The organism is Actinacidiphila glaucinigra, from assembly GCF_900188405.1.
In the GTDB taxonomy this organism is placed as follows: Bacteria; Actinomycetota; Actinomycetes; order Streptomycetales; family Streptomycetaceae; genus Actinacidiphila; species Actinacidiphila glaucinigra.
This window is the reverse complement of the sequence record NZ_FZOF01000002.1, coordinates 267,883-288,620: the sequence shown is the minus strand read 5'-3', so window position 1 is coordinate 288,620 and position 20,738 is coordinate 267,883. Positions and strand designations below refer to the sequence as shown.

Annotated in this window: 19 protein-coding genes; 11 read left to right on the top strand and 8 right to left on the bottom strand. The window is 72.6% G+C overall.

All coding sequences use genetic code 11. The annotated features are described in order from the left end of the window. Positions 1-296: 296 nt before the first annotated feature. The 8 genes from CHF15_RS05285 (at position 297) to CHF15_RS05250 (ending at position 9,291) form a co-directional block, all read left to right on the top strand. Positions 297-1,010 carry an AMP-binding protein gene (locus CHF15_RS05285; protein WP_245938670.1) on the top strand — a complete coding sequence of 238 codons (714 nt, stop codon included), beginning with the start codon at positions 297-299 and terminating at the stop codon, positions 1,008-1,010. Positions 1,011-1,796: 786 nt separating this feature from the next. Beyond that, a complete protein-coding gene (locus CHF15_RS05280; protein WP_089222422.1) occupies positions 1,797-3,032 on the top strand; it encodes an amidohydrolase family protein in 1,236 nt (411 codons plus the stop codon). Between the two features lie 89 nt (positions 3,033-3,121). Beyond that, entirely contained in the window at positions 3,122-3,568 is a 447-nt protein-coding gene (locus tag CHF15_RS05275; protein ID WP_089222421.1) for a hypothetical protein, read from the top strand. A gap of 27 nt (positions 3,569-3,595) precedes the next feature. Then, positions 3,596-4,468: a TIGR03619 family F420-dependent LLM class oxidoreductase gene (locus CHF15_RS05270; protein ID WP_245938669.1), complete on the top strand. Its 873-nt coding sequence runs from the start codon at positions 3,596-3,598 to the stop codon at positions 4,466-4,468. Between the two features lie 12 nt (positions 4,469-4,480). Next, complete coding sequence (locus tag CHF15_RS05265) at positions 4,481-5,245, top strand: SDR family NAD(P)-dependent oxidoreductase (RefSeq protein ID WP_089222420.1); 765 nt, start codon at positions 4,481-4,483, stop codon at positions 5,243-5,245. 93 nt (positions 5,246-5,338) lie between these two features. Next, positions 5,339-6,460 (top strand): LLM class flavin-dependent oxidoreductase, encoded by a 1,122-nt coding sequence (locus CHF15_RS05260; protein WP_089222697.1) that lies wholly within the window; start codon positions 5,339-5,341, stop codon positions 6,458-6,460. Between the two features lie 161 nt (positions 6,461-6,621). Further along, positions 6,622-8,361, top strand: a complete 1,740-nt coding sequence (locus tag CHF15_RS05255) for an N-acyl-D-amino-acid deacylase family protein (RefSeq protein WP_089222419.1) — start codon at positions 6,622-6,624, stop codon at positions 8,359-8,361. 99 nt (positions 8,362-8,460) lie between these two features. Then, positions 8,461-9,291, top strand: coding sequence for an LLM class F420-dependent oxidoreductase (locus tag CHF15_RS05250; RefSeq protein ID WP_089222418.1), 831 nt, complete (start codon positions 8,461-8,463; stop codon positions 9,289-9,291). 16 nt (positions 9,292-9,307) lie between these two features. Here the strand turns inward: CHF15_RS05250 and CHF15_RS05245 are convergent, their stop codons facing one another. The 4 genes from CHF15_RS05245 to CHF15_RS05230 all read right to left on the bottom strand — a co-directional run bounded on the left by CHF15_RS05245 (position 9,308) and on the right by CHF15_RS05230 (position 14,584). Continuing rightward, a complete protein-coding gene (locus CHF15_RS05245; RefSeq protein WP_089222417.1) occupies positions 9,308-10,414 on the bottom strand; it encodes an ADP-ribosylglycohydrolase family protein in 1,107 nt (368 codons plus the stop codon). A 168-nt stretch (positions 10,415-10,582) separates the two neighbouring features. After that, positions 10,583-11,053, bottom strand: a complete 471-nt coding sequence (locus tag CHF15_RS05240) for a hypothetical protein (protein WP_089222416.1) — start codon at positions 11,051-11,053, stop codon at positions 10,583-10,585. Positions 11,054-11,069: 16 nt separating this feature from the next. Next, positions 11,070-11,807, bottom strand: coding sequence for an SCO2400 family protein (locus CHF15_RS05235; RefSeq protein ID WP_089222415.1), 738 nt, complete (start codon positions 11,805-11,807; stop codon positions 11,070-11,072). Between the two features lie 203 nt (positions 11,808-12,010). Next, positions 12,011-14,584 (bottom strand): bifunctional FO biosynthesis protein CofGH, encoded by a 2,574-nt coding sequence (locus CHF15_RS05230; protein ID WP_089222414.1) that lies wholly within the window; start codon positions 14,582-14,584, stop codon positions 12,011-12,013. 123 nt (positions 14,585-14,707) lie between these two features. Here CHF15_RS05230 and CHF15_RS05225 point away from each other — a divergent pair, with 123 nt between their 5' ends. Together CHF15_RS05225 and trxA are read left to right on the top strand one after the other, a co-directional pair. Continuing rightward, positions 14,708-15,127, top strand: a complete 420-nt coding sequence (locus tag CHF15_RS05225; RefSeq protein ID WP_089222413.1) for a MerR family transcriptional regulator — start codon at positions 14,708-14,710, stop codon at positions 15,125-15,127. Next, complete coding sequence (trxA, locus tag CHF15_RS05220; protein ID WP_089222412.1) at positions 15,124-15,459, top strand: thioredoxin; 336 nt, start codon at positions 15,124-15,126, stop codon at positions 15,457-15,459. The genes CHF15_RS05225 and trxA overlap by 4 nt, the downstream gene beginning before the upstream one ends. Positions 15,460-15,563: 104 nt before the next feature. Here the strand turns inward: trxA and CHF15_RS05215 are convergent, their stop codons facing one another. The 3 genes from CHF15_RS05215 to CHF15_RS05205 all read right to left on the bottom strand — a co-directional run bounded on the left by CHF15_RS05215 (position 15,564) and on the right by CHF15_RS05205 (position 19,407). Further along, positions 15,564-17,096: a sodium:solute symporter family protein gene (locus tag CHF15_RS05215; protein WP_089222411.1), complete on the bottom strand. Its 1,533-nt coding sequence runs from the start codon at positions 17,094-17,096 to the stop codon at positions 15,564-15,566. A gap of 280 nt (positions 17,097-17,376) precedes the next feature. Continuing rightward, positions 17,377-18,162 (bottom strand): SDR family oxidoreductase, encoded by a 786-nt coding sequence (locus CHF15_RS05210; protein ID WP_089222410.1) that lies wholly within the window; start codon positions 18,160-18,162, stop codon positions 17,377-17,379. A gap of 51 nt (positions 18,163-18,213) precedes the next feature. Beyond that, positions 18,214-19,407, bottom strand: coding sequence for an aminotransferase-like domain-containing protein (locus CHF15_RS05205; protein ID WP_089222409.1), 1,194 nt, complete (start codon positions 19,405-19,407; stop codon positions 18,214-18,216). Between the two features lie 105 nt (positions 19,408-19,512). Here CHF15_RS05205 and CHF15_RS05200 point away from each other — a divergent pair, with 105 nt between their 5' ends. Then, complete coding sequence (locus tag CHF15_RS05200; protein WP_089222408.1) at positions 19,513-20,358, top strand: hypothetical protein; 846 nt, start codon at positions 19,513-19,515, stop codon at positions 20,356-20,358. A gap of 79 nt (positions 20,359-20,437) precedes the next feature. Here the strand turns inward: CHF15_RS05200 and CHF15_RS05195 are convergent, their stop codons facing one another. After that, the gene (locus CHF15_RS05195) at positions 20,438-20,647 is read right to left on the bottom strand and encodes a DUF397 domain-containing protein (protein ID WP_089222407.1); all 210 of its coding nucleotides are present in this window, start codon (positions 20,645-20,647) and stop codon (positions 20,438-20,440) included. Between the last annotated feature and the right edge of the window lie 91 nt (positions 20,648-20,738).

Sequence of the window (20,738 nt, the reverse complement as noted above, 5' to 3'; positions counted from 1 at the left end):
CCCCTGGTGCCGCCGAACCTGCGCGACGAGCGCGTATATCGATCGTTCATCACGAGCCGGAACAGTCTTCACGGACGGCGGGACCGACCCGATCGGTTCCGCTGCCTGTGCCAGTTTGCCGCCTCAACCTGTACGCGGTCACCTATGGGTGGCTTTCGGGAGGGGCGTACCAGGAAGTAGCGGGGAATGTTCGGGCAAGTTTCATGTGAAGTGCGGTCATATGCCGTCGGTCTGACGGGTGTCCCGTCGGAGGAGGTGGAGGGCCGCCCATGTGTGCGCGTTGTGTGCCGCAGGCCGTGAGCGGACCGAGCCGGAGCGGCGGTGGGCCGGCGCCGTCGGTGTACCGGCTGCCCGGTCCCGCGTTGCGCCGCCGGGCCGTACGGCATCCCGAGGGGCGCCCGTACGAGCCGTACGACTGCGACTTCGCCGGGCTCGACCGCCGCGCCCGCGCCGTCGCGGCGCGGCTGGGGCGGCTGCTGCCGCCGGGCAGCCGGGTGCTGCTCGCCTATCAGCCGGGTGCGGACCTCGCCGGGGCGTTCTACGGCTGCCTGTACGCCGGTATGGCGGCGGTCCCTCTGGTCGGCGGCGGCCCTGACGGGGCGGGGACGGTCGCGGAGGCCGTCGAGCGCTGCCGTCCCGCGGCGGTGCTCACCGGTGCCGACGCGTGGACCGCGCTCGCGGTGGACCGCTCGCGCACGCAGGTCGTCGAGGCCGACGGGTCCCGCGTGGGCGGTGACCCGGTGGACCGGCTGGCGCAGGAGTGGCGTCCGGTCGGCGTCCTGCGCACGGCGCCCGGCTACGAGCGTTACGTCGCCGACGGGCTCGGCGGGGGCCGCATGGAGCCCGCGCTGCGGCACGGGGACCTCGCGGACGCGGTGGGTGAGCTGGCGGTCGCGGCGGGCCGGGGCACGACGGAGGACAGCCTGGGGTGGATCGCCTCCGTGCACGGGTTGGAGGACGCGGTGTGGCGCATGCTTTTGCTTGCGCCGGGTGGGGTGGGCTCCGCCTGAGCGCGGGGTCGTGGTTGCGGTCCGTTGCCGTGTGCGGCTTGTTTGCGCCTGCGGCGGGCGGTTCTCCCGCCCTCCCTCCCGATTGCCCGGCGCGGTTGGTGCGGGCCTCGCGCGGTTCGTGGTGGGCCGGGGTCGGGGCCTCCGGGGCTGGGCATTCTGTACCGCATATTTATGTGCATGGCGGGCACCTGCGCTCGGTGCCCCGGATGCCGCACAACAAATACACGTCAGCGTCCAGAACGCCCACCCCTACGACCCCGCCCCCTCCGTTTCGTTGGGCGGCCAACGGCCGGTGGGTGGTGATGGGGTGAGCCCTTCCCCGCACCGCTGGAAGCTGCCCTCAGCAGGGGGTCTCCCGGCCGCAGGCCGATCGAAGGTGCGCGTACCGGTAGCGCGGCCGACTCACCGGCATCGATCCGGATGGTGTGGGCGTTCGGTGAGGCGCGTGCGGCAACCCCGGACCGCTCTACAACCCCCCTCCGGCCGTCAGTCGCCCACACGACGGGAGGGGGTGTGGCGGGGTGCGCCCGGAAACGACGAGCGGCGGACCCGGGCGCCGACTGATGTCGGGCTAAACCGCGAGCGTTGAGGACGTGCGCCGGCGCGGCACCGACCCAGCCACACGGTGCGAGGCGGTCACTGACCGCGCCGGGCAATCGGGAGGGAGGGCGGGGGACAGCCCGCCGCAGGCGCAAACAACCCGCACACAACAACCGGGGCCGCACACGACAACCGGCCGCCCACAGAAGTGCTGACGGTGCGTCAGATTCGCGCTACCGTGGCCCCATGGAGACCTTCCCGAGGATCATTTCGGTGGACGACCACACGGTCGAACCCCCCAACGTCTGGCGGGACCGGCTCCCGTCGGCGTACCGGGACCGCGCGCCGCGCATCGTGCGTGCGCCCCTGGAGTCGATGACCTTCGTCGGCGGCAGGTTCGCCCCGCGCATGGGCGAGCCCGGCGGCGAGGGGCCCATCGCCGACTGGTGGGTCTACGAGGACCTGCGGCGCCCGCTGACCCGCCTGGACACCGCCGTCGGCTACAGCAGGGACGAGGTGCGGCTGGAGGCGATCACCTACGAGCAGATGCGCCCCGGCTCCTACAGCGTCCCCGAGCGGCTGGCGGACATGGACGTCAACCACGTGCAGTCCGCCCTCTGCTTCCCCACCTTCCCGCGCTTCTGCGGCCAGACCTTCACCGAGGCCAAGGACCGGGAGCTGGGGCTGCTGTGCGTGCGCGCCTACAACGACTGGATGGTCGAGGAGTGGTGCGGCCCGCAGGCCGGCGGCCGGCTGATCCCGCTCACCCTCATCCCGTTGTGGGACGCGGAGCTGGCCGCCGCGGAGGTGCGGCGCAACGCCGCGCGCGGGGTGCGGGCCGTCTGCTTCTCCGAGATACCGCCGCACCTGGGGTTGCCGTCCGTCCACACCGAGGCGTGGGACCCCTTCCTGCGTGCCTGCGACGAGACCGGCACCGTCATCGCGATGCACATCGGCTCGTCCTCGCGCATGCCGTCCACCTCGGCCGACGCGCCGCCCGCGGTCGGCTCCACGATCACCTTCGCCAACTGCTGCTTCTCCATGGTCGACTGGCTGATGTCGGGGATCCTCGACCGCTTCCCCTCCTTGCGGATCATGTACGCGGAGGGCCAGATCGGCTGGATCCCGTACATCCTGGAGCGCGCCGACGTCGTATGGGAGGAGAACCGCGGCTGGGGCGGAGTGGCCGACAAGGTGCTGCGGCCGCCCTCGGAGCTGTTCCGGGAGCACGTGTACGGGTGCTTCTTCGACGACGCGGTGGGGCTGCGCAACATCGACGCGATCGGCGTCGGCAACGTCCTGTACGAGACCGACTACCCGCACTCCGACTCGACCTGGCCCAAGTCCCGTGAGGTCGGCGAGGCCCAGATGGGCCACCTCGCCCCGGACGTCGTGGAGCGGATCGTGCGGGGGAACGCGATCGGGCTGCTGGGGCTGACCCCGGAGGGTCTGTGGCCCGGGCCGGGCGGGGGCGCGGGCTGACAGAGTTCGCCCGCTGCTGGCGGCCGCTTCGCGTACCGTGCGCGGCCGCCTGATGTGCTTCCCCCGGTATGCCGGGAGAAGGGCGGGCGATGGGCCTGATCGCCGAGTTGTGGCTGACGGGCCTGGTGCCGGCCCGGGACGGCCTGTATCGGGTGGACGACGCGGCGTTCGACGTGCGCATCGACGGCCCCGGGTTGCCGGGGTTCGGCATCGGCGAGCCCTTCGACGTCGCCGCCGGACTGGCCGAGGATCCGGGGTGTGTCACCGAGGTCGAGTCCCATCCGCGGGGAGTCGTCGAACTCCGCGACGGCACGGGGTACGTGTGCTGCGGTGAGGGCGGGCACGGCGCGCACGGCTTCTTCGCCCGGCTGGACTCCGACGGCGGTCTCCTGTGGGTGGTGGCGCTCCCGGGCTCCAGCCCCTTCGAGCTCGCCGAGGTCGAAGGGCGGTACGCCACCTTCACCGACAACCTCGGCCGTTCCCTCAGCGTGGACCTGGCCGCCGCGGAGTTCGGGGTGCGCCGACCCCTTGTCTGACGGACCGTCAGGTCCGACGATGGCGGCATGACCAAGACCGCGTACGGCATGCAGTTGCCGGTGCAATCCCTGAGCACCCTCTACGCGGAGCCGTGGGAGGCCGCGGCGCCGCCGGGCGACCTGGTGGACGTCGCACGGGCGGCGGACCGGCTCGGCTTCGCCTACATCGGGTGCTGCGACCACGTGGCCATCCCGCCCCGGCTAGCCACCGCGATGAGCCCCACCTGGTACGACCCCGTCGCCACGCTCGCCTTCCTGGCCGCCGTGACGACCCGGGTGAGGCTGCTGAGCCATGTGGCGGTGATCGGGCTGCGGCATCCGCTGCTCACCGCCAAGCAGTACGCGACCCTGGACCACCTCTCCGGGGGCCGGCTCGTTCTCGGGGTCGGCGCCGGGCACGTGCGGGAGGAGTTCAAGGCGCTCGGGGTGGACTTCGAGCGGCGCGGCGCGCTGCTGGACCAGGCGATCGACGCGGTGCGGGCGCACTTCACGGCGGGGGAGCAGAAGCCGGAGCCCGTGCAGCGCCCGGTCCCGGTGTGGGTGGGCGGCTCGTCGCCCGCGGCCGTGCGGCGCGCGGCGCTCAAGGGCGACGGCTGGCTGCCGCAGGGGGACTCCCGGGAGGCCATGCCCGGGCAGATCGCCCGGCTGCGCAGGCTGCGCGGCGGGACGCCGATCACCATCGGGGTGATCGCGGAGCCCCTGTACGTCGGGGAGCCGGAGTGGCCGGTGGGGCGGCGCACCCTGACCGGCAAGCCGGAGGCGCTGGCCGAGTCGCTGCGGGAGTACGGCGCGATGGGGGTGGACCAGATCCAGGTGAGGTTCCGCAGTCGCGGGGCGGCCGAACTGCTCGACCAGATGGAGGCGTTCGCCGACGGCGTGGCGCCGCACCTCGACGCGTAGGGAGTGACGGACATGGGCAAGCTGGACGGCCGGGTCGTGCTGATCAGCGGCGCGGCGCGCGGTCAGGGTGAGCAGGAGGCGCTGCTCTTCGCGGCGGAGGGGGCCCGGGTCGTCCTCGGGGACGTGCTGGACGAGCGCGGGGCGGCCGTGGCGGAGGGGATCGGCGCCGACCGGGCGCGCTACGTCCACCTGGACGTGACGAGCGAGGCGGACTGGGCCGCGGCCCTGGACGCCGCCACGGACGCCTTCGGCCGGCTGGACGGGCTGGTCAACAACGCCGGCATCCTGCGCTTCAACGCGCTGGTCGACACCCCGCTCGCGGAGTTCCAGGAGGTCGTCCAGGTCAACCAGGTCGGCGCCTTCCTGGGGATGCGCACCGCGGCCCCGCTGCTCGCGGCGGCCGGCGGCGGCACGATCGTGAACACCGCCTCCTATGTGGCGCTGACCGGCATGGCCGGGGTGATCTCGTACGCCGCGACCAAGGCGGCCGTCGTCGGCATGACGCGGGTGGCCGCCATGGAGCTGGCGCCCAAGGGCATCCGGGTCAATGCGATGTGCCCGGGCGCGATCGACACCCCCATGTCCAACCCCGGGGACTCCGTCCCCGCGGAGGCCCTGGACCGGCTGTACGGCAAGCTCGTGCCGCTCGCCCGGATCGGGCGCCCGGAGGAGGTCGCGCGGCTCGCGCTCTTCCTGACCAGTGAGGACTCCTCGTACGTCACCGGGCAGCCGTTCGTGGTCGACGGCGGCTGGCTGGCCGGGGTCCAGGTCTTCTGACGCTCGATCAGGTATTGACCTCCCCCGTCGCCGGTGGAAGAGTCGGAGCGGGAATCTGACGGTCCGTCAGAAAAGCTAGGGACGGTGAACCCCTTGGAATTCGGGATCTTCGTACAGGGATATGTGCCCAAGTTCCGCTCGGAGGTCGACCCGCAGGCCGAGCACCACGCGCTGATGGAGGAGACCGAGTACGTCATCCAGGCGGACCGGTCGGGCTTCAAGTACGCGTGGTTCAGCGAGCACCACTTCCTCGAGGAGTACTCGCACCTGTCCGCCAACGACGTCTACATCGGCTACCTCACCCACGCCACCGAGCGGATCCATCTCGGGTCGGGCATCTTCAACCCCCTCCCGCAGGTCAACCACCCCGTCAAGGTCGCCGAGAAGGTCGCCATGCTCGACCACCTCTCCGACGGGCGCTTCGAGTTCGGCACCGGGCGCGGCGCCGGCAGCCACGAGATCCTCGGCTTCCTCCCCGGCGTCACGGACATGAACGCCACCAAGGAGATCTGGGAGGAGACGGTCGGCGAGTTCCCGAAGATGTGGCTCAACGAGGAGTACCCGGGCTTCCAGGGCAAGCACTGGTCCCTGCCGCCCCGCAAGGTGTTCCCCAAGCCGTACGGGAAGTCGCACCCCGCGATGTGGTACGCCGCCGGGTCGCCGCCCTCCTACGCCATGGCTGCCCGCAAGGGACTCGGCGTGCTGGGCTTCAGCGTCCAGAAGGTCTCCGACATGGAGTGGGTGCTGGAGAAGTACAAGACCGCGGTGCGCGACGCCGAGCCCATCGGCGACTTCGTCAACGACAACGTCATGGTGACGACCACCGCGATCGTCGCCGAGACCCGCAAGGAAGCCATCCGCGTCGCCGCGAGCAGCAACCTCAACTACCTGCAGTCGCTGGTCTTCCGCTACCACGACACCTTCCCGCGCCCGGAGTACATCCCGCAGTGGCCCGAGCTGCTGCCGACGTACACCGAGGAGCTCATCGAGATGCTCCTCGACGAGGAACTGATGATCTGCGGCGACCCGGACGACGCGCTCAAGCAGTGCAGGCGCTGGGAGTCCGCGGGGGCCGACCAGCTCTCGTTCGGGCTGCCGGTGGGCGTCCCCTTCGAGGACACGATGCGCACGATCAAGCTGGTGGGGGAGCACGTCATCCCCAAGATCGACACGGACCCGGCGCACCGGACCACCCGCTTCCGCCGGGCGGCGTGACGCCGCGGGCCACCGACAGGGCGGCGCCGTCCCGGACCGCCGCCCCGGCCCCCGGACCGGTCCGGTACCGCGGCGGCGGCCCGCCGCGCCCGCGGCCGGCCGGGGGCCACACCGCGCGGCGGGGTGCCCGCCCGCGGCCCCAGCAGGAGGAGGGACCACGCATGCTCGACCACCTGATCCGCGGCGCGTCGCTCGTCGACGGCACCGGTGCGGCGGCCCGCACGGCCGACGTCGGCCTGCGGGACGGCCGGGTCGCCACGGTCACGCCGCCCGGCCGGACCGAGGAGCCCGCACGGACCACCGAGGACGCGACCGGGCTGGTCCTCACCCCCGGCTTCGTCGACCCGCACACCCACTACGACGCCCAGCTGTTCTGGGACCCGTTCGCGACCCCCTCCATGAACCACGGGGTCACCACCGTCGCCGGCGGCAACTGCGGCTTCACCCTGGCGCCGCTGCGGCTCGAGGACGCCGACTACACGCGCCGGATGATGTCCAAGGTCGAGGGCATGTCGCTCAAGGCCCTGGAGTCCGGCGTCGAATGGGGCTGGCGGGGATTCGGGGAGTACCTGGACGCCCTGGAGGGCCGGATCGCCGTCAACGCCGGCTTCATGGTGGGCCACTGCGCGCTGCGCCGCTACGTGATGGGGCCCGACGCCGTCGGCGGACAGCCCTCACCGGAGCAGCTCGACCGCATGCTGCGGCTCTTCCACGAGTCCATGGAGGCCGGCGGCTGGGGCCTGTCGACGACCCAGTCCTCCACCCACTCCGACGGCGACGGCCGCCCGGTGGCCTCGCGGCACGCCCGGCCCGCGGAACTGCTCGCGCTCTCCCGGGCCGTCGGTGAGCACGAGGGCACGCAGATCGAGGCGATCGTCGCCGGATGCCTGGACACCTTCTCCGACGACGAGATCGACCTCTTCGTCGACATGAGCGTCGCCGCGGGCCGCCCGCTCAACTGGAACGTGCTGACCGTCGACTCCGCCGTCCCGGAGCGGGTGCCCCGCCAGCTGCAGGCCTCCGAGCGGGCCCGCAAGGCCGGGGGCCGGGTCGTCGCGCTGACGATGCCGATCCTGACCCCCATGAACATGTCGCTCGGCACCTTCTGCGCCCTCAACCTCATCCCCGGCTGGGGCGAGATCCTCTCCCTGCCCGTCCCCGAGCGCATCGCCCGGCTGCGCGACCCGGAGGTCCGCGCCGGGATGCTCCGCTGCGCCGTCAGCCCCGAGGCGGGCGTCTTCCGCAGGCTGGCCGACTTCGGGCGGTACGTCATCGGGGACACGTACTCCGAGGAGAACCGGCGCGCCGGGGTCAGCGGCCGGGTGGTGCGGGACATCGCAGCGGAACGGGGGCAGGACCCCTTCCGCACCCTCGTCGAGATCTGCGCGGCCGACGAGTTGCGGACGGTGCTGTGGCCCATGCCCACCGACAACGACCCGGACAGCTGGGAGCTGCGGCGCACCACCTGGGAGCACGAGGACGTGCTGCTCGGCGGCTCGGACGCCGGCGCGCACCTGGACCGCATGTGCGGGGCGCCGTACACGACCCGGTTCCTCGGAGACTGCCTGCGCGGCCGCCGGCTGGTCCCGCTGGAGAAGGCGGTGCGGATGCTCACCGACGACCCGGCGCGGCTGTTCGGGCTCCGCGGCCGCGGCCGGATCGCCGAGGGGTACCACGCCGACCTGGTGCTCCTCGACCCCGAGCGGATCGACGCGGGCACCGCCACCCTCGTGCACGACCTCCCGGGCGACAGCCCGCGCCTGGACTCCAGGGCCCAGGGCGTGGTCAGCGTGCGGGTCAACGGCGTGGAGACGATCCGCGACGACGCGATCACCGGGGCCGTCCCCGGCCGGGTCCTGCGTTCCGGGCGGGACACCCGCACGGTCCCCACGGGTCTTTGACCCCGGACCGCCCCCGCCGCGGGACACCGTGCCGGGGGCGTCCGCGCCCCGCGGCGCGGGCGTACGGTTGGCCCACACCACGGGAGGTGCGACGACACCATGCGGATCGCCACCACGATCTTCCTGACCGACCATTCCGTGCCCGCCGTCCGGCTCGCCAGGGAACTGGAGGAGCGCGGCTTCGACGGCCTATACCTCCCGGAGCACACGCACATCCCGGTCGCCCGCGGCACCCCCGCGCCCATGGGCGGCCCGCTGCCACCCGAGTACGGCCGTACGCTCGACCCCTTCGTGGGCCTGTCCGCGGCCGCGGCCGTCACCCACCGGCTGCGGCTCGGGACCGGTGTCGCGCTGGTCGCGCAGCACGATCCGATCGTGCTGGCCAAGCAGGTGGCGAGCCTGGACTTCCTGTCCGGCGGGCGGTTCACCCTCGGCGTCGGCTTCGGCTGGAACGTGGAGGAGGCCGCCGACCACGGGGTCGACTGGCCGCGCCGCCGGGAACTGGTGCGGGAGCGGATGGCCCTCATGCGTGCCCTGTGGGCGCCCGAACCGACCGCGTACAAGGGCGCTTCCTGCCGGGTCGAGGCCAGCCACGCCTGGCCCAAGCCCGTTTCGGGCGGGCGGCCCCGCATCCTGTGCGGCGGGGCCGGGGGTCCCGTGCTGTTCGCGCACATCGCCGAGTACGCCGACGGCTGGATGCCGATCGGCGGGGGCGGGCTGGCGGAGAGCGTGCCGCGTCTGCGCCGCGTGTGGGAGGACGCCGGCAGGGACCCGGAGGCGCTCCAGGTCGTGCCGTACGCGGTGCGGCCCAACGCGGGCAAGCTGGCGTACTACCGGGACCAGGGCATGGACGAGGTCGTGCTGCAACTGCCCTCCGCGGGAACGGCGGACGTGCTGCGCACCCTCGACGACTACGCGCGCCACCTCTGACCCGCCGGCCGGCGGGTCAATCGACGGGGTAGCGCTCCAGCCACGCCGCGGAGGTGCCGCCGGGCCCGTGCAGCGCGGGTCCCTGCGTCGTCTCCATGGCGAAGTCGTCGGCGAGTTCGAGGATGGTGCCCCGGCCCTCCAGCTCCGCTATCCACGCCGGGGGCAGGGCGGTCTCGCCGTGCTGTACGCCGAGCAGGTTGCCGCAGATCGAGCCGGTGGAGTCGCTGTCCCCGGAGTGGTTGACCGCGAGCAGCAGCCCGTGCCGCACGTCCTCGGCGACCAGGGCGCAGTAGACGCCGACGGCCAGCGCCTCCTCCGCCGTCCGGCCCGCGCCCAGGGACTCCACCCGCTCCGCGCCGGGCAGCCCCTGGCGTACGGCGCCGAGCGCGGCCTGCAGGGCTGCGGAGGTCTCCTCGTGCCCGGGGCGCGCCGCGATCAGGGCCAGCGCGTGCTGCACGGCGCCGTCCAGGGCCTCGCCCCGGGCCAGCCCGTGGACGATGACGGCGAACGCGCCGGCGGCCAGGACGCCGGTGGGGTGACCGTGCGTCTGCGCGGCGCACTCGGCGGCGAGCTGAAACACCAGGTGCGGCTCCCAGCCGACCAGCAGCCCGAACGGCGCGGACCGCATGACCGTGCCGCAGTCCTTGGACCGCGGGTTCTTGGGGCTGCCGAGGGTGCCCATGCGCTCGTCGCCGAGCCCGGTCAGGCAGGCCCTGCCGGGGGCACGGCGGGCGTACAGCCACTCCTCGCGGGCCAGCCAGCCGGTGTCCTTGCGGCGTTCGTCGGGCCCCCAGGCGTTCTGGGTGGCCGCCCAGCGCAGGTAGGCGCGGTGCACATCGGTGGGCGGGTGCCAGGCCCCGGCGTCGCGACGCACCTGGGCGCGTATCAGGCCCTCGGCGGTGAACAGCGTCATCTGGGTGTCGTCGGTGACGGCACCCCGCCGCCCGTACGCCGGCACGTAGCCGGTGACCCCGTTCTCGCCGTGCGCCTGCCGTATGGCGGCCAGCGAGTCGGACTCGACGCCGGCGCCCAGGGCGTCGCCGATCGCGCCGCCGAGCAGGCAACCGCGCACCCGGCTGCGGAAGTCCTGCTGCTCGGCACGCCCCCATACGGCCCCGCTCATGACCAACGCCTCTCTGCTCGACCCGACCAAGCACTGTAATCGACTCAGATCGGTCGGCTTCCGGTCGCGAACGGAATGTGGCCGGTCACGCACGGGGCAAGGCAAGGCCTCCGCTGCCGGGGCAGCGGAGGCCTTCGGGGGTCGGGGCTCAGGCGACCGCCAGGCGTGTCACCGCCAGGCGGGCCGGGGAGCCTGGCCGCCGCGGGTCAGCGCCCAGCGGGCAGCGCCCGCGAGCAGGGAGGTGACGATCAGCCCGATGAACAGGTTCACCACGCAGGCGGCCAGCATCTCGTTGGAGCGGTGCAGGGTCAGCGGGACCACCACGGCGAAGAAGGTCAGCGCGGTCATGATCCAGCCGAAGAACAGCATGGCGCGCGGCGTCGCGGCGAGCAGGACGCGCAGCAGCAGCGTCGCGGCGAGCGCGATGAGCCCCGCCCCGAGGACGTAGGCGGTGGCGGCGGCGTCGCGCCACACCCCGTAGCCCTGGGGGGCGAAGAGCGGCAGCAGCAGGAATCTCTGCGCGACCAGGATGCCGGACTTGGCCAGCAGGCCGGCGAGCACCGCGGCCACGGCTCCGACGCCCCACAACCGCCAGGCGTTGACGCGGCGGCGGTCGTGATAGGCGTAGCTGCTTGACACGTGTCGTTCCTTTCGGTCAGCCGAGGCAGAGCACCAGGAGGCACAACTGCATCGGTGACTTCGTTGCCGACGGCGTGGGGGTCGCCGTCGTCGTGGGGGGTGTGGCCGGGACGTCCGCGGGAGGCTGGGGCGCGGACGAGGGCGCGTCGGTGTGCGGAGCGGTGTCCGCGGGAGTGGGGGCGGCCGTGACCGCGCGCACCCGGGAACCGGTCTCGCCCTGCGGGGCGGTGCGGGCCGGCGCGGTGGTGCTCGCGGTGGACGGCGCGGCGCGGGGTGCGTCGCCGCGGGGCGCCGCGGTGGTGGGGTGTGTGCGCTCACCGGGGCGGTGCGCGGAGTCACCGGGCTGCGCAGGGATCGAGGAGAGCGGCAGGGTACGGGAGGTGGCCGGCGTCAGCGGCTCGGCGGCCGCGGCCGTATCGGCCTGGCCCCTGGAGCCGCCGTGCGGCAGCGCCGCGACGGTGAGGCCGCCGCCGACGAGTGCCACGGCCGTGGCGGCCGCGGCGCGCCGCCGGTTCTTCTTCCAGCGTTCGAGCTGCCGCCGCCGCGCCGCGCGGCCCTGCAGGGAGGGGTCGGCGTCGTCCTGCCGGGTGCCGTCGGGGTCATCGGGGTCGTCCGCGTCGCGGAGCCTCTCCCGTTCGGCGGCCGAGTCCGGGCCCTGCCACATCGGCGGGGCGATGTCGGGTGCGTACGCGCCGCACCCCGGACACACGAGAGCCCCGTTGAGATGCCGACGGCAGGAGGAGCAGTAGTCCATCTCCGAGTCTTTCTGTGCTGGCAACGCCGCCGGGGGACATCGGCGGCAGGTCCGCGCGCACGTTCTCCGTGCAGGGCGGGACGGCCAGCAACGCTAACGACACCTCCCGAAGGAGCTGCGCAGCCTGTGTGACGCTTTTGGAGAGTTGCTCGGACTCTTTTGCACAGGTTGCCGAGGGGCGCGGCCGGGGGCCGCGCCCCGGCTCAGTCCTCCAGCACCGGCAGCAGCTCCGGGAGGTGGCCGTCGGAGGCCAGACCTGCGGCGATGCGCTCGGCGGGTACCTCGCCGTAGGTGGTGGTGCGCTGGCGGGCGGGGCGGCCGGCGGCGTCGGCGATGGCGACGAGGTCGCGGATGGAGCGGTGGGAGCCGTAGCTGGAGCCGGCCATGCGGGAGATGGTCTCCTCCATCAGGGTGCCGCCGAGGTCGTTGGCGCCGGAGCGGAGCATCTCGGCGGCGCCGTCGGTGCCGAGCTTGACCCAGCTGGTCTGGATGTTGCGGATGTGGGGGTGGAGCAGCAGGCGGGCCATGGCGGTGACCGCGCGGTTGTCGCGCAGGGTGGGGCCGGGGCGGGCGATGCCGGCCAGGTAGACGGGTGCGTTGGTGTGGATGAAGGGGAGGGTGACGAATTCGGTGAAGCCGCCCGTCCGCTGCTGGATCTCGGCGAGCAGGCGCAGGTGGGCGAGCCAGTGGTGGGGCTGGTCGACGTGGCCGTACATCATGGTGGAGGAGGAGGGCAGGCCCAGTTCGTGGGCGGTGGTGATGACCTCGACCCAGGTGGCGGCGGGGAGTTTGCCCTTGGTGAGGATCCAGCGGACCTCGTCGTCGAGGATTTCGGCGGCGGTGCCGGGGACGGAGTCGAGGCCGGCCTCCTTGGCGGCGGTGAGCCATTCGCGGATGGACAGACCGGTGCGGGTGGCGCCGTTGACGACTTCCATGGGGGAGAAGGCGTGCACGTGCATGCCGGGTACGCGTTCCTTGACGGCGCGGGCGATGTCGAAGTAGGCGGTGCCGGGCAGGTCGGGGTGGATGCCGCCCTGCATGCAGACCTCGGTGGCGCCGACCTGCCAGGCCTGTTCGGCGCGGTCGGCGACTTGGGACAGGGACAGGGTGTAGGCGTCCGCGTCGGTGCGGCGTTGGGCGAAGGCGCAGAAACGGCAGCCGGTGTAGCAGACGTTGGTGAAGTTGATGTTGCGGGTGACGACGTAGGTGACCTCGTCGCCCACCGCGTCCCGGCGGACGTCGTCGGCGATCCGGGTGAGCGCGTCCAGCGCCGCACCGTCGGCGTGCAGGAGAGCGAGCGCCTCGGCGTCGGTCAGCTTCGTGGGGTCGTCGGCCGCCACGGACAGCGCCGTGCGCACGTCCGCCTCGATGCGGTCCGGGACCAGGCCGGGCGCGGCCTGTTCGCGCAGCGCCTCCCAGTCCCCGTACACCTCGTCGAAGTCCTGGCGGCGGTCGCCGGTGCGGCCCTCGGTGTCGATGGTGCGGTGCAGATCGGTGCGGCCCGCGGCGGTGAAGACCTCCTCGGGCTCCTGCCACGGACGGCCGGTGACCTCGGCGTCCTCGCGCGCCAGGCCGGTGGCGGGGTCGGCCAGCGCGGTCACGTGCGGCAGCAGCCGCGGGTCCAGCCACGGCTCGCCCCGCCGGACGAACTCCGGGTAGACGCAGAGCCGCTCGCGCAGCGCGAAGCCCGCCTCCGCCGAGCGCTCTGCCAGCTCCTCGATCTGCGGCCAGGGGCGCTCGGGGTTGACGTGGTCCGGGGTCAGCGGGGACACCCCGCCCCAGTCGTCGATGCCGGCCCCGATCAGCCGGGCGTACTCCGCGTCCACCAGGTTCGGCGGCGCCTGCAGACAGGCCGACGGGCCCATGATGTGCCGGGCGACGGCCACCGTGGCCACCAGGTCGTCCAGTTCCGCGTCCGGCATGCCGCGCATCGCGGTGTCCGGCTTGGCGCGGAAGTTCTGGATGATCAGCTCCTGGATGCCGTGGTACGACCGGGCGACCTTCCGGAGGGCGAACAGCGACTCGGCGCGCTCCTCGTACGTCTCCCCGATGCCGATGAGCAGTCCGCTGGTGAACGGCACGGAGCTGCGCCCGGCGTCCTCCAGCACCCGCAGCCGTACGGCCGGTTCCTTGTCGGGGGAGCCGTAGTGGGGGCCGCCGGGCTCGCTCCAGAGCCGGGTCGCGGTCGTCTCCAGCATCATGCCCATCGAGGGCGCGACCGGCTTCAGGCGCTGGAAGTCCGTCCAGCTCATCACCCCGGGGTTGAGGTGCGGCAGCAGCCCCGTCTCCTCCAGGATCCGGACGGACATCGCCCGGACGTAGGCGATGGTGTCGTCGTAGCCGTGGGCGTCCAGCCACTCACGGGCCTCCGGCCAGCGGTCCTCCGGCTTGTCCCCGAGCGTGATCAGGGCTTCCTTGCAGCCGAGTTCGGCACCGCGCCGGGCGATCTCCAGCACCTCGTCAGGGGACATGAACATCCCGTGCCCGGCCCGCCGCAGCTTGCCGGGGACGGTCACGAAGGTGCAGTAGTGGCACTTGTCCCGGCACAGACGGGTGAGCGGGATGAAGACGCTCTTGGAGTAGGTGATGACGCCCGGCCGTCCCGCGGCCTCCAGACCGGCGTCCCGCACCCGGGCCGCGCTCTGCGTCAGGGCGGCGAGGTCCTCCCCCCGCGCCTGGAGCAGCACCGCGGCTTCCGCGGTGTCGAGCGCGACGCCGTCTCGGGCACGCCTCAGGGCACGGCGCATGCTGTTGGCGGTGGGCGGAGTCTGGGTCATCCTCCGAGGATAGGCGCGGCATACGTCAGTCGGCTGTGTCGGGAGGATCACCGGGCCGCGGGGTCCCGACGGGGAATATCCGGGCTGGCCTTGACGTCCGCGTCAAGGTCTACCGTCGGGGGCATGCGGATCGGAGAACTCGCCGAACGGGCCGGGACCACCACCCGCGCCCTGCGCCACTACGAAGCGCTCGGCCTGCTGCGTGCCCGGCGTGCGGGCAACGGCTACCGGGCCTACGACGAGCAGGACCTGCGGATGCTCCGGCAGATCCAGGCGCTGCGCGCCTTCGGCTTCGAGCTGGAGGACACCCGCCCGTTCGTGGACTGCCTGCGGGCGGGCCACCCGGAGGGCGACTCGTGCGACGCCTCGATCGAGGTCTACCGGCGCAAGCTGGCCGAGCTCGACGAGTGCATCGCCCGCCTGACGGAGGTCCGCGAGCGGCTCGGCTCGCAGCTCGCCCATGCGGAGCTGACCTTCGCCGAGGGCGCGTCCGAACCGCGCTGTGAGTTCAGTTGCGAGGCAGACGAGGGGAGTACGCGATGACGACGCACACCGAGGGCCTGACCGAGGTGACCGACGCGACGTTCGCCGAGGAGGTGCTGCGGGCCGAGGGGCCGGTCCTGGTGGAGTTCACCGCCGACTGGTGCGGGCCCTGCCGCCAGATCGCCCCGGTCCTGGCGGAGGTCGCCCGCGAGGAGGAGGGCCGGCTGAAGGTCGTCCTGATCGACGTGGACCGCAACCCGCAGACGCAGTCGGCCTACGGCGTCCTGTCGATGCCGACGCTGATGGTCTTCCGGGCGGGCGAGCCGGTGAAGTCCCTGGTGGGGGCGCGGCCGAAGCGGCGGCTGCTGCAGGAGCTCGCCGACGTCCTGTGAGCGGGGGCGGGCGCCGCCGCTTCGGCGAGCGCCCCGGAGGCGAACCGGGCCTCCGGCACGCAGCGTCCCGGGGCGGGTGGACGCCCCGCCCCGGGAACCGGCCGTCAGGCCTTCGCGGGCTCCTCGGGCAGGGCCGCGGCGGCGGCCGCGTCGTCCCCGTCCCCGTCGGAGTTGATCTGCGCCAGGACCGCGTCGCGCTCGGGGGTGTCCTCGGGCTTGACGAAGCCGATGAGCACGTACAGCACGAGGCTGACCGCGAGCGGCGTCACGATCTGGATCTGCAGCTGCACCCCGTCCAGGCCGTAGTTGGTGAGCCAGAAGGCGAACAGGCCCGCCGCCCAGGAGACCAGCGCCGCCGTCGGGCCGGACTTCCGGAACGTACGCAGCAGTCCGAGCATGAACGGGATCGCGATCGGGCCCATCAGACCGGCCACCCACTTGATGACGACCGTGATGATGTCCTTGAAGGTCGGCGAGTTGACCTGGGTGGCGACCGCCATCGACAGGGCGAGGAAGGCCACGGTGGTGATCCGGGCGGCGATCAGCCCGGCCCGCGAGTCCCAGCCGCGCGCCGCCTTGGACAGCACCGGCGCGATGTCCCGGGTGAAGACGGCGGCGATGGCGTTGGCGTCGGAGGAGCACATCGCCATGGTGTGCGAGAAGAAGCCGACGACGACCAGGCCCAGCAGGCCGTGCGGCAGCAGCTGCTCGGTCAGCAGGGCGTACGAGTCGGAGGCGTCCGGCTTCTGCGCCTTCACCAGCAGCGGGGCGACCCACATCGGGAAGAAGAGGACCAGCGGCCAGACGAACCACAGCAGGGCCGACAGCCGGGCGGAGCGGGTGGCCTCCCGGGCGTTGCTCGTGGCCATGTAGCGCTGGGCCTGGTTCCACATGCCGCCGTTGTACTCGAACGTCTTGATGAACAGGTACGCCAGCAGGAAGGTCAGGGTGTACGGGCCGGCGGTCGGCGCGGTGTGGTTGTCGGGCAGCTTGTCCCACACCGTCCACAGCCCGCTGATCCCGCCGATCTCGCCCAGCACGGCGACCAGCATGGCGAGGCCGGCCAGCAGCTGGATGACGAACTGGCCCAGCTCGGTGAGGGCGTCCGCCCACAGTCCGCCGACCGTGCAGTAGACGGCCGTGACGGCGCCGGTGATGAGGATGCCCTGGTTGAGGGAGACACCGGTGAAGACCGACAGGAGGGTGGCGATCGCCGCCCACTTGGCGCCCACGTCCACGATCTTGAGCAGCACGCCGGAGACGGCGAGGGCCTGCTGGGTCGGGACGTTGTAGCGGTTCTTCAGGTACTCCAGCGGCGAGGCCACGTGCAGCCGGGAGCGCAGCCGGTTGAGCCGCGGCGCGAAGAGGTTGGCGCCGATGGCGATGCCGATGGCGATGGGGAAGGACCAGGTGACGTACGAGGTGACGCCGTAGGTGTAGGCGATGCCGGCGTAACCGGTGAACATCACCGCGCTGTAGCCGGACATGTGGTGCGAGATGCCGGACAGCCACCAGGGCATGCGACCGCCCGCGGTGAAGAAGTCGCCGACGTCGTCGACCCGTTTGTGGGACCACAGGCCGATGGCGACCATGACGCCGAAGTAGCCGATGAGTACGGCCCAGTCGAGACCATTCATGCGTTGTTGCCCCTTCCAGGGGTCCGCCTTGTGAACGGGAGCGCACTTCGCCGGTACGTCCGTCGCGGGGCGGCGCCCCAGATTGAACCGCCTGGAAAGGGGCTGGTCAAGACCATCGATGTTCAAGGACATGAACACCGATCAGCGAGTAGAACGATTTTACTTGTTCTTGACCTTACTTCACGTTGTTGTGAACCTGTCCGGCGCCCCACGATGAGCGGGTACTTCGCCGGAACGACCGCACGCCGGACGGAGCCCGTCCGGGCTCCGTCCGCCCCCGTCAGCGCATCAGTTCGCCCGCGTTCACCAGCAGCGACTGCCCGGTGATCGCGCGCGCCCGGTCGGAGGCCAGGAAGACCGCGGCCTCCGCCACGTCGCCGTCCGTGGCCAGTTCGGGCAGTGCCATGCGGTCGGCGAGCCGGTGCAGCACCTCGTCCTCGGGCACGCCCTCGGTGTGCGCGGTGAAGCCGACGAAGGCCTGGACCGGCGGGCCCCACATCCAGCCCGGGAGCACCGTGTTGACCCGGATCCGCTCCGGGCCCAGCTCGCGGGCGAGCGAGTACATCGCCGAGGTCAGCGCGCCCTTGGAGGAGGCGTACGCCGCCTGGCGCACCTGGGACGGCGCGGCCACCGCCGACTGGGTGCCGATGAAGACCACCGAGCCGCCGCCGCGCCCGCGCAGGCCGGGCAGGCAGGCCAGGGTCATCCGCAGCGTGCCGAGCAGGTTGACGTCCAGCACGGTCTTCCAGGTCTCGAAGTCGGCGTCCGCCAGGCCGCCGAAGTAGCCGTCCATGGCGGCCACGTGGACGACCGCGTCGATCCCGCCGAACCGCTCGTCGGCGAGTGCGGCCAGCGCCTCGCACTGCGCGGCGTCCTTGATGTCGGTGGCGCGCCAGGCGACCCGGGTTCCCGCGGGGTCGATCTCGTCGGCCGCCTTGGCGAGGTGCGCCTCGGTGCGGGCGCCGAGCACCGCGTTCCCGCCGTCGCGGACGACGGCCTGGGCGACGCGCTGTCCGAGGCCGGCCCCGACCCCGGACACCACGACGGTCTTGTCGCGCAGCAGCACGGCCCACCACCCCCACCCGGACGGTTGAACTGACGGACCGTCAGAATAGGCTCAGCCGCCCGCGATGGCCAGGGCCTTGGCGAGCCTGCGCAGCCCCTCCGCGATCTCGTCCGGGGTGTGCGTCACGAACGACAGCCGCAGCGCGGCGCGGTCGGGCTCGCCGGCGTAGAAGGGCGCCCCCGGCACATATGCCACGTCGTGGGCCACCACCCGGGGCAGCAACTCCGTCGCGTCGTACCCGGCGGGCAGCCGGGCCCAGACGAACATGCCGCCCTCCGGCCGGTTCCACGAACTTCCCTCGGGCAGCGCGCCCGGCAGTCCGGCCAGCAGGGCGTCACGCCGCTCCCGGTAGGCGGCGCGGACCCGGTCCAGGTGGGCGTCGAGATCGGAGTCGGCCAGGTAGCGGGCGGCGGCGGCCTGGTCCACGGTCGAGGTGTGCAGATCGGCTGACTGCTTGGCGACCACGCACGCGCGGCGCAGCGCGGCCGGGGCGCGCAGCCAGCCGAGCCGCATCCCGGGCGCCATGATCTTGGACAGGCTGCCGAGCAGGACCGTCCGGTCGGCGGCCGCCTCGTGCGAGGCGATCCACGGCTGCGCCTCGCCGTCGTAGCGCAGTTCCCCGTACGGGTCGTCCTCCGCGATCCACAGCCCGTGCCGCTCGGCGACCCGGGCGATCGCCTGCCGGCGCTCGCCGGTGGTCGTGCGGCCCGTGGGGTTCTGGAAGGTCGGCACCAGGTAGAGCAGCTTGGCCTTCTCCCGGACGACGGCCGACTCCAGGGACATCGGGTCGATGCCGTCCCCGTCGGAGGGGACCGGCACCACGCGCGCGCCCGCGAAGGCGAAGCACTGCAGCGCCGCCAGGTATCCCGGGTCCTCCACGAGCACGACGTCCCCGGGCTCCAGCAGGGCGGTGGAGACCAGGGTCAGGGCCTGCTGGGAGCCGCCCGTGACGACCAGGTCGTCCGGGCCGGTGGGCAGTCCGGTCCGGGCGAGCCGGCCGGCGACCGCCCCGCGCAGCGCCGGGTCCCCCTCGGTGGTGGAGTACTGCAGCACCCGCTCGGGCGCCTCGGCGAGCACGCGGTCGTACGCGGCGCGTATCGCCGCCGCGTCGAAGAGTTCGGGGGCGGGCAGTCCGCCGGCGAAGGAGATCACCTCCGGACGGGCGGTGAGCGCGAGGATCTCCCGAACCGGTGAGCCGCCGACGGTGGTGGCACGGGTGGCGAGGCCGGGGACGGCGGCGCGCATGGCGGGCTCCTTCACGGTCGCGGGCGATTTCGCGGACCGTACCCAGATGCGCCGGGTGCCGCCACGGGCTTTCATATCTGACACCCAGTCAGCTAAACCGGAGGCATGACCGAAGAAGACACCCGCAGCGAGCTCTACGCCGAACTGGCCTCCGTCGGCCCCTACGGCCCCGGCCTCGGCCACGCCCTCATCACGATGGTCGAACCGCACCCCGGCCACGAGTACGCCTACAACCGCTGGTACGAGGACGACCACTTCATCGCCGGCGCCATGGCCATGCCCTGGATGTACGCCGGACGCCGCTGGGTGGCCACCCGCGACCTGCAGTCACTGCGCTACCCGGAGAAGTCCGCGGTCGCCCAGCCGGTCACCGACGGCTGCTACATCACCGTGTACTGGATCACGGCAGGGCGCTACGCGGACCACATGAAGTGGACCGTCGCCATCAACCGGCGCCTCAACCGCGACGCCCGCGTCCACCACGACCGCACCCACGTCTTCACCGCCTTCCAGGACCACGCCGTCACCGTCTACCGCGACGGCCCCGACGGTCCCCGGGACTTCCACGCGCTCGACCACCCCTACACGGGGCTGGTCGTCGAGGTGATCGACACCGACACCCCGCAGCAGTGCGACGCGCTGCTCGACCTGCTGCGCGAGCGCCACCTGCCGCGTCGGCTGGCCGGTTCGCCCTCGGCGATGGTGACCGTCTTCCGTCCCACACCGCTGCCGCTGGAGCGGATGTCCTATGTGAAGCAGGTCGAGGGCGTCGGCACCCGGCTCACCCTGCTGTGGTTCCTGCAGCGGGACCCGCGCGAGGTGTGGGAGGAGCACTTCACGGGGCTGGACACCGAGGTGGCCGGCACGGGGCTCGGCCGGGTCGAACTCGTCGCGCCCTTCGTCCCCACGGTGCCGGGGACCGACACCTATGTCGACGAACTGCGGGGATAGGACGTCAGGGTGGCAGTGAGCCCCCTCGGCCAGGACGGCGTGCCGGTCGAGAGGGCCCGTACGGGTACTGCGACGGTGCTCAGTCGAGGTCGTACATGCCGTGGCCGACGTCCGCGACGAACGCCGACCAGGCCTCGGGGGAGAAGGCCAGCGCCGGGCCTTCGGGGTCCTTGGAGTCGCGGACGTCGACGGCCGACGTCGTACGGGAGGCCACCTCGACGCAGGCGCCATTTCCCTGGGAACGAGTGGACTTGGTCCACGCCTTGGTGTTTCCGAGCTGAATAGCCATGATCGCTCCGAGCTTTCTTTTTTGTGCAGCTCTGACGTGATCGAAGCTACTCGCCAACATCACTGCCCACAGCGGCTATTACCTCCAACGG